This is a genomic window from Actinomadura sp. KC06 (assembly GCF_004348735.1).
GTDB lineage: Bacteria > Actinomycetota > Actinomycetes > Streptosporangiales > Streptosporangiaceae > Spirillospora.
The window spans coordinates 1-6174 of sequence record NZ_SMKT01000286.1 but is presented as its reverse complement, the minus strand read 5'-3'; the positions used below and the strand labels follow the sequence as shown (position 1 = coordinate 6174).

General features: G+C 70.5%; 7 protein-coding genes. 4 read left to right on the top strand and 3 right to left on the bottom strand.

Annotated features, from left to right (window positions below):
* The first annotated feature begins 25 nt into the window (after positions 1 to 25).
* Positions 26 to 886, top strand: coding sequence for an AraC family transcriptional regulator (locus E1287_RS41545; protein ID WP_131971349.1), 861 nt, complete (start codon positions 26 to 28; stop codon positions 884 to 886).
* A 39-nt stretch (positions 887 to 925) separates the two neighbouring features.
* The gene (locus E1287_RS41540; RefSeq protein WP_131971347.1) at positions 926 to 1876 is read left to right on the top strand and encodes a DMT family transporter; all 951 of its coding nucleotides are present in this window, start codon (positions 926 to 928) and stop codon (positions 1874 to 1876) included.
* A gap of 180 nt (positions 1877 to 2056) precedes the next feature.
* Here the strand turns inward: E1287_RS41540 and E1287_RS41535 are convergent, their stop codons facing one another.
* The 3 genes from E1287_RS41535 to E1287_RS41525 form a co-directional block, all read right to left on the bottom strand.
* Positions 2057 to 3850: a M64 family metallopeptidase gene (locus tag E1287_RS41535; protein ID WP_131971345.1), complete on the bottom strand. Its 1794-nt coding sequence runs from the start codon at positions 3848 to 3850 to the stop codon at positions 2057 to 2059.
* A 79-nt stretch (positions 3851 to 3929) separates the two neighbouring features.
* Positions 3930 to 4796 (bottom strand): SDR family NAD(P)-dependent oxidoreductase, encoded by an 867-nt coding sequence (locus E1287_RS41530; protein WP_131971344.1) that lies wholly within the window; start codon positions 4794 to 4796, stop codon positions 3930 to 3932.
* Between the two features lie 52 nt (positions 4797 to 4848).
* The gene (locus E1287_RS41525) at positions 4849 to 5058 is read right to left on the bottom strand and encodes a hypothetical protein (RefSeq protein ID WP_131971342.1); all 210 of its coding nucleotides are present in this window, start codon (positions 5056 to 5058) and stop codon (positions 4849 to 4851) included.
* Positions 5059 to 5289: 231 nt separating this feature from the next.
* On the opposite strand from E1287_RS41525, the gene E1287_RS46150 reads away from it, so the two are divergent.
* Positions 5290 to 5409, top strand: a complete 120-nt coding sequence (locus E1287_RS46150; protein ID WP_211342807.1) for a DLW-39 family protein — start codon at positions 5290 to 5292, stop codon at positions 5407 to 5409.
* A 90-nt stretch (positions 5410 to 5499) separates the two neighbouring features.
* The coding region (locus E1287_RS41520) for an HAD family hydrolase (RefSeq protein WP_243719804.1) at positions 5500 to 6174 on the top strand (675 nt) is incomplete at its 3' end.

The following is a 6174-nucleotide window of genomic DNA, read 5'->3' as shown; positions in this document are numbered from 1 at the left end:
GGCTCTTGGCTCTGGGGGTGAGGATTTGCCAGGTGGGGATTGGACGGTTTGGACGCGGGTTGGTGGGGTCCAGGGGGCGCCGCTTGATCTGTTGACGGCGCGGATCGGGCGTCGGCATTACGCACCGCATATCCATGATGAGTACGCCATCGGGGTGACCGTCGACGGTATGGAGACGATGCGGTACCGGGGCGAGAAGGTGTACTCGGGTGCTGGAAGTCTGGTCGTCGTCGAGCCGGGGGAGGCGCACACGGGTGGTCCGGCTCGTCCGGAAGGCTTCGCCTACCTGTGCGTTTATCCGGGGGCCGAGCTGCTGGGCGCCGCGGTGAACTCGGACGAGGAGCCCGCATGGCCGCACTTCCGGGAGCCGATCATCGACGATCCGCAGCTCGGCGAGGCCCTGCGGCTTGCGCATCGCGCGCTGCGCCTGGGGCAGGACCCGCTGGAGGGTGAGTCGCGTCTGCTGGGGGTGCTGGGCGCGCTCGTCCGGCGGCACGCGGCTCCGAGTCCGGAGGAGGCGCCGGGACGGCGAGGCGCGGACGCCGGCCGGATCGCTCGCGCCGTCGCGGCACGCCTGTCGGACGAGATGCTCGCCCCGCCGACGCTCGCCGAGGTCGCGGGCGACCTGGAGCTTTCGCGGTATCAACTGCTGCGAGCCTTCCGTGAAGCCGTGGGCATGCCGCCGTACGCGTGGCTCGCCCAGCACCGGGTCACGCGGGCCCGTGCGCTGCTGGACGCGGGACACCGGCCGGCGGAGGCCGCGACGCTCGTCGGGTTCGCCGACCAGGCGCATCTCACGCGGTGGTTCCGGCGCGTGGTGGGCGTCACGCCCGGCGCGTACCGCAACAGCGTTCAAGACAGTGCGGCGCGCCGTCCCGCATTCTGAGCCTGTCCGTTCGCCGGACGGACGGGAACGGAGGTCGCGTTGAGTCGCCGTGGCTGGGTGCTGTTCGCGCTGATGAGCGTGCTGTGGGGCATCCCCTATCTGATGATCAAGGTGGCGGTCGAGGACGTCTCGGTCGCGATGATCGTGTTCACCCGGACCGCGCTCGGCGCCGCCGTCCTGCTGCCGCTGGCGCTCCGGGCGGGCCGGCTCGGTGTGGTCCGCCGGCACTGGCTTCCGCTCCTGGTGTTCACGGCCGTGGAGATCCTCGGGCCGTGGGCCCTGCTGTCGGACGCCGAGACCAGGCTGACCAGTTCGATGACCGGGCTGCTGATCGCCGCCGTCCCGATCGTCGGGGTGGCGCTGGCCAGGCTCACTGGCGACGGGGAGCGGCTCGGGCCGGTGCGGTGGGCGGGGCTGCTGGTCGGGCTGGTCGGCGTCGGCGTCCTCGCCGGTCCGCATCTCGGCGGCGGCAGCGCGTGGGCGATCGGCGAGGTCATGCTGGTCGCGCTCGGCTACTCCATCGCCCCGATGATCGCGACCCGGCGGCTGCGGGACCTGCCCAGCCTTCAGCTGGCCGCGTTCTCGCTGGCCATCGCCGCGCTCGTCTACACCGGCCCGGCGGCCGCCACCTGGCCGGAGTCGATGCCGAGCGGACGTGTCCTCGCCGCGCTCATCGGGCTCGGGCTGGTGTGCACGGCGGCGGCGTTCATCGTGTTCTTCGAGCTGATCCGGGAGGTCGGCACGTCCAGGGGCATGGTGTTCACCTACGTGAACCCGGCCGTCGCGGTCGTCGCCGGGGTCGTGTTCCTCGGCGAGCCCCTCACCGGGACGATCATCGCCTCGTTCGCGCTGATCCTCGGCGGCTCCGTCCTCGCGACCGCCCACCGCAGCCCTGCGCCCGCCGAGGTCGCCTCCGTCGAAGCCGCTCCCGTCGAGGCCGCGCCCGTCCGGGGCGCGGTCGCCGAGCCCGAAGAGACCTCGACCTGCTGACCTGCTGACCTGCTGGAACGGCCACGCTCAGCGAGCGTGGCCGGATCCGTCCCGACTATCCACAGCCGGAAAGTGCCCATCGCTCACACAGGAAGGTGCTTGGTCAGGGCGGCAGTAGCGCCCGGCGTCATGGTGGACGAGTTTCATCCCGGCCAGGCGAGGTGCCCATTGTTCGGCTGGTCAGCGGAGGGTGACGATGAACTTGCCCGGCTTGCCGATGTTGCCGGCCGGGTCGATGGCGCGGTATTCGATGGTGTGTCGGCCTTTGCCGAGTTTGCCGTAGGTGAGGCTGTCGATGACGGTGCCGTTCTCGGTGAACAGCCAGGGGGCGGACGAGTCGGTCGGCCAGCCGAAGTAGTTGAACCAGCCGTCCCCGTCGACGCGGAACTCGGAGACCACGACGCCCGCGCGGTCGTCCGCGCCTGTGAGGCGCATGGTGAACGGGCCGTCGAAGACGTATTCGGGCGTCCGGCCAGGGCGCACCTGGCTCTGCGTCGCCTTCGACAGTTCGTACTTCACCGTCGGGCCCTGCGCGTCGATCGTCCACGTCCGAGTCTTGGAACCGACGCGTGCGACGAGCTGATGCGTGTCCTTCGACAAGCGGAACCGGGCGAGATCGATGTCCCGGTCACCGCCGCGTACGCGTCGTCCGTCCAACTCCCAGCGGACGGACGGAATGCTCCGCACCGGATGTGTCGTCTCGGCGAACACGACCGATTCGCTGCCCACAGGCTTGTCAGTAGGTGTGGACGAGCTGAAATCAAGCGGCACATCCTCCGGCGGGGTCTGCACACTGGTGTCGACCGTCCACGTGCGGACCTGGGTGAGTGCGGCCGACGAACGTACGGCCGGGTCACGGACGAAGCCAGTTGGGTCGGTGACCTTCGCCTGGACGGTGTGCGTGCCCTTCTTAAGATGCAGCCGAGACAGATCCAGGTTGGCACCCCTCTGGACGGTCTTCCCGTCAACCGTCCATGTGACGGACAGCTGGTGACCAGACGGGTGCATCGTTTCGACCCACAGAACACGGTCGTCACCCACGGGCGCAGCCGTTGGCGTATGCGCCTGGACGAGGTTGACCTTGGCTGCGATCTGCTGCGTCATCCGTTCGCGCGACACCTGGTCGAAGTAGTAGCCCAGCGTTTTCATCATCGAGTGCTGGCTCGGCCTCCACACGCCCTTACTGAAATAGATGCCGCCCTCGTACCGTCCTATGGTTCCTCCGGACTCGCTTCGTTCACCGAGCCAACGCCACCACTTCTTCTTCTGCGCCTTCATGTCTTGCTCGGTCATCAGCGTGTGGTGGAGGGAGTCGGGCTCAGGACCGGTGTACGTCCCGCCGGGAACACCCCGCTGGTAGTAGTCGTACTCGTCGTCCAGCCCACCCAGCGAGTGGCCGAGCTCATGTGGCGCGATGAGAGCGGACATCGCGTTCCCGCCAGATGCCGTCGCGTAGGCGCCGCCTGCACCGCCGTAGGTGTCGCTGTTGGCGAGCCCAAGAATCTGCCGGTTCGCTGGAGTCGCCCCTGGGACGAGGTCCGCGTACGTCTTGGCCGCCGCAGAGTCCATGACGAGGAGCCGCTGAACGCCGTCCGCCCTACAGCCGCTCCAGAACGCCATGCTCAACGGAGTAGTGCGGCGTGGGGACGACAGCGACGGATCGCAGCTCACCCCTGACTCACCGGACGGAATCTCGACCGCGTACACGTTGATGTAGCTGCGGTACGACTTGAACGGCTCGATCGTCCACAGGTCGTTGAGATGTTCGGCGTAGTGGGCGCGGAACTTGGGCATGTCCGCCGGCGTGTAGCCGTCCCCGAGGATCACGAGGTTGAAGCGCTTGGCGGGGTCACCGGTCACCTGGACCGGGACCACTGTCGCGTCCGCGGGGTCGGCCGCCCGCGCGGGGGCCGCAGCCAGGGACAGGACGGTCACGACCGCCGCCCCGATCGCCGTCGTCCTACCCGTCCACATGCGCAGACCTCCTCGCGGCGGCGCACGCGGCAGGCGGGGGGCCGCCCGGGGGGACGCTGCGCCCGGCACATCCCGCTGATCAAGGGGGACGTTTCCGGATTATCACCTGAAGATCCGGATTTGTCGCTACCGCTTCCCGCGCTGTCCGTCCGCCAGGCCCCGCGTGACCCGCGCGCCGCCCGCGCGCCGCCCGCGCGCCGCCCGCGCGCCGCTGCACCGCCGCCGACAGGACGGGCGCGAACCCGCCGATCCTGGCCCCGAGACGCAGCCCGAGCGGCGCCACGTCGATCTCGGCGACGTTCCGCTCGATGGCCCGGACGGTCGCCCGCGCCACGTCCTCCGGAGACCGGGTGCCGACGCCGCGCGGCAGCGTAACGCCGGTTTCGGCGAACATGCCCGCGTCCCGGATGAACCCCGGGAAGATCGTCGACACGCCGACGCCGTGCGGCCGCAGGTCCTCGCGCAGCGCCAGAGCGAACCCCCGCATGCCGAACTTCGTCGCGTTGTACAGGGACGCGTTTCCTGACGCCGCCTTTCCCGACAGCGACGAGACGAACACCAACTGCCGACGGCCACGATCGGCCATCCGCGCGCTCGCGAGCTTCGCCATCACGATCGGCGCGCGCAGGTTCACGTCCAGCGCCCGGTCGATCTCGGTGATCGAATAGTCGGCCAGCAGCCCGGACGCCGGCAGCGCCGCGTTCGCGACCAGCACGTCCACCCGGCCCGCCTCGTCCAGGAGGCGCTCGGCCGCCGCACGGTCCGCCAGGCCGGCGGCGATGGCCCGGGTGCCGCCGCCGAGCCGCTCGGCCAGCGGTTCCAGGACGTCCACCCGCCGGCCCGTCAGGACGAGCCGCGCGCCGCCCCCCGCCAGCGCCGCCGCGAGCGCCCGCCCGATCCCGCCGCTCGCGCCGGTCAGAAGGACGTTCGCCCCGCGCAGATCCATCCCGCGATGGTGCCGCATACGTGAACACTCTTCATCATTGGCCGCGGTGGGCTCACATCCCGATCCGCCACAGCAGCAAGATCACCGACGACAGCACCAGCCCGGCCGACCCGATGACCACCTCGCCCAACGCGATCATCGCCGCGCATCCCGTCGCGGTCACCCCGGCCGCGAGCACCAGCCCACGGGCCCCGGACGGCTCCTCGTCCGGCGCGCCCGAATCGAACTCGCGTTCCCAGCGGCGGAAGTCGTCCTCAGCCATCGGCTCTCCCGAGGGTCGTCACCCCGGATTATGCGGCGGTCCGGGCGGCCCGGCGAGATGGCGCGGGGGTGAGGGCATCCGCACCAGAATTTGGACGCCGGGTCCGATACCGGTGAGGGGGTGCTGATCGCCCGGGAACGGTTGCTAGGCTGCGGAGAGCCTGGGGGAAGCAGTCGCTGATGTGAGGTCCCCCGGGGTTTGACTGAATAGTCGAGGTGAAGGGGTCCCACCGTGAAGAAACTGCTCATTCTGGCCGTCGTGGCTCTCGGTGGCTTCGCTGTCTGGCGCCGGCTGCAGCAGGACCGTGCCGAGCTGGACCTGTGGACCGAGGCCACGTCGTCCGACAACTGAGCATTTTTCATCCCGCCCGTCCGCGGAGGCATGGCCGGCGCGGGCCGGGATGAGAAGTGTTCACCCGACGCAGGCGATAAGGTCCCCGGCGTGAACGAAGCAGCCCCGATCACCGTCGCCTGCCTCGATCTCGCCGGGACCACTGTCGCGGACGGCGACACCGTCCGGACCGCCTTCGCCGAGGCGATCGCCACCCTGGGGATCGTCTCCGGCACGGCGGCGTACGGCCGTGCCCTGGCACGGTTCCACGACTCGCGCGGCGGCTCGAAGATCGCCATCTTCCGCTCCCTCTTCGACGAGGACCGCGCCCAGGCGGCGAACCTGGCGTTCGAACGCTCCTACGACGACCTCGTCGACCGCCACGGACTGAAACCCGTCCCCGGCGCCGACGACGCCCTCCTGCGCATCCGCGCCGCCGGGATCCGCGTCTGCCTCCTCACCGGCTTCGGCCGCAGCACGCAGGCCCGCATCATCGACACCCTCGGCTGGTGGGACCGCGTCGACCTGACCCTCTGCCCGGCGGACGTCCCCCGCGGCCGCCCATGGCCCGACCTCGTCCTCACCGCCGCCCTCCGCCTCGGCGCGGACGACGTCCGCCACATCGCCGTCTGCGGCGACACCGCCAACGACATGCTCACCGGGCACCGCTCGGGCGCGTCCATCGTCGCGGGCGTCCTCACCGGCGCCCACGACCGCGACCGCCTCCTCACCGCCGGCGCCACCCACATCCTCCCCAGCATCGCCGCCCTCCCCACGCTCATCCTC